Annotated in this window: 1 protein-coding gene; it reads right to left on the bottom strand. The window is 41.9% G+C overall.

Translation table 11 applies throughout. The features are described 5' to 3' along the window. Positions 1-19: 19 nt before the first annotated feature. Entirely contained in the window at positions 20-1642 is a 1623-nt protein-coding gene (locus RM368_RS38365; protein WP_322698912.1) for an IS1634 family transposase, read from the bottom strand. Positions 1643-1712 lie beyond the last annotated feature (70 nt).

The following is a 1712-nucleotide window of genomic DNA, read 5'->3' as shown; positions in this document are numbered from 1 at the left end:
CCCACATTCTGCAGGTTAGTTAGCAAAGCAGATAATATTTTCGACAGGGAGCACCAAAAAAGTTGAGAATCCAGTGTCTTTCGGAAGTCAAATTAGTAATTTGCTTGCTTTGGGCAACAGAAACTAAGTGAATCGACATAAAACATTGAAAGACCCAGCGTAGAGTCGGAGCAGCAGTAGGTTTACCCAACTGATTATCGATAGTCTTTTTAGCTCTATCGAGTGCTTGACGCAATGCCCTTTGACCCAAACTATAAACAAGCAAACACAAGCCCATAATCATGGCTGATGCAGCAACCCGTTTGGGTGAGTTGAGGAAGACACTGGAAGTAAAGAATAGCGGGTCTTTGAGAAAGCGAAAACCACGTTCAGTAGATTGCTGTGCCTTATACTCAATTAACACATCATCATCACTTAACTCAGAAGCATCAAGAACATTGGTTGCTAGGAGGAACCTACCGGCTCTTTGGACTTCAACATCTATAGCAGTTTGTTTGGGTGCAAGTGTTGCACAAAGTTGATAGTGCTTTTCTATAACAGCATTCTTTCGCGGTCTACCACGTCCCTTGTGCTGCAAAATCTCAACTACTTTGATATCAACTAGCTGATGTAAAGGCAACTTACAATTCATGCGTTCAGCAGCAAGTTGGGCATCTTTTTCACAAGCAAACTGCTGTTGAGATAACTGTTTGAGTTCGGTTTGGGCTTTAGTCAACTGCTTAGATAAACGTTTTTCTAGCTGCTTGAGGTCAGCTTGTTTACGGACTTGACTTTCAACTACTATCCAACGTTGTAGTATGTCGGCAAAAAAGTTACAACATGAAGCGATACGGTATCCCGGTAATGAACTGGAAACAAATGCATTTTCATGAATGTTATCTAACAACTGTTTAGCAGCAGTCAAAGTTATTGGTACTCTCGATACCCAACGTAACTGCTTCATTTGTTGCAAGTTCTCTTCTGTGTACAGTGCCGCATCAGCTACAAACAAAGCATCAAGGAACCATTGCCGTTTGAAGTCCGCGATTAATTTGGCAAACATGGCTGAGTCTGATTCATTCCCATCTGCGACTCTTAAATATAGCGGGATGTCTCCATCTCCACTACACATCAAGTCGAGAATAAATTGCTTTAAGTCTGGGCGGTGATCTCTCGAATAACCATAAGTTATGTGGATTGTTCCAGGTTCTGCTTCCTCCTCTGGAGTTTGCAGTGTGTAATCACCATCGACATGAAACGAACTTGAATCTAAGTGTAAACTGTCCATTTTTACACCAAATTTACGAGCCGCAGATAGTGCCACCGTTACAAATACTTCTGTTAGCCCAAAGGAGTAGAGTTTGTCCAACACTCTACCTAGACGGTCATCGTTTAAGTGTTCTGGATGTATCCCTTCTCCCAGTAGGTGTTCTGTGGCTTTGCCAATAAAAAATTTCTCAAATAGATATAGTGGGGCACTGACAAACCCTAATCCGTTGAGAATCATTGCTTTTACCACTTGACCTGCACTAATTATTTCTTGCGGATGGCTTCCTAGTAGCCGATTGATTTGCTCTACTAGTTCCATTTCGTCACATATCCCTGCGACTATCCCACAGTGGTCAATATCCTGTACTCTTATATCTAATGGTGATGCTGTCATGCTTCTAAAATGCAGCATTTAGGTCATTTCTAAAAATACAGCATTTGCGATCGCACCTGCGGAATGTGGG

It is taken from the genome of Nostoc sp. DedSLP03, from assembly GCF_034530815.1.
Lineage (GTDB): Bacteria > Cyanobacteriota > Cyanobacteriia > Cyanobacteriales > Nostocaceae > Nostoc.
Note: the sequence above shows the minus strand (reverse complement) of the source record. Positions and strands in the feature narration are given on the sequence as shown.

Coding starts and splice junctions, on each gene's coding strand:
- RM368_RS38365 (WP_322698912.1), bottom strand. CDS start 1,642: ATGACAGCATCACCATTAGATATAAGAGTACAGGATATTGACCACTGT.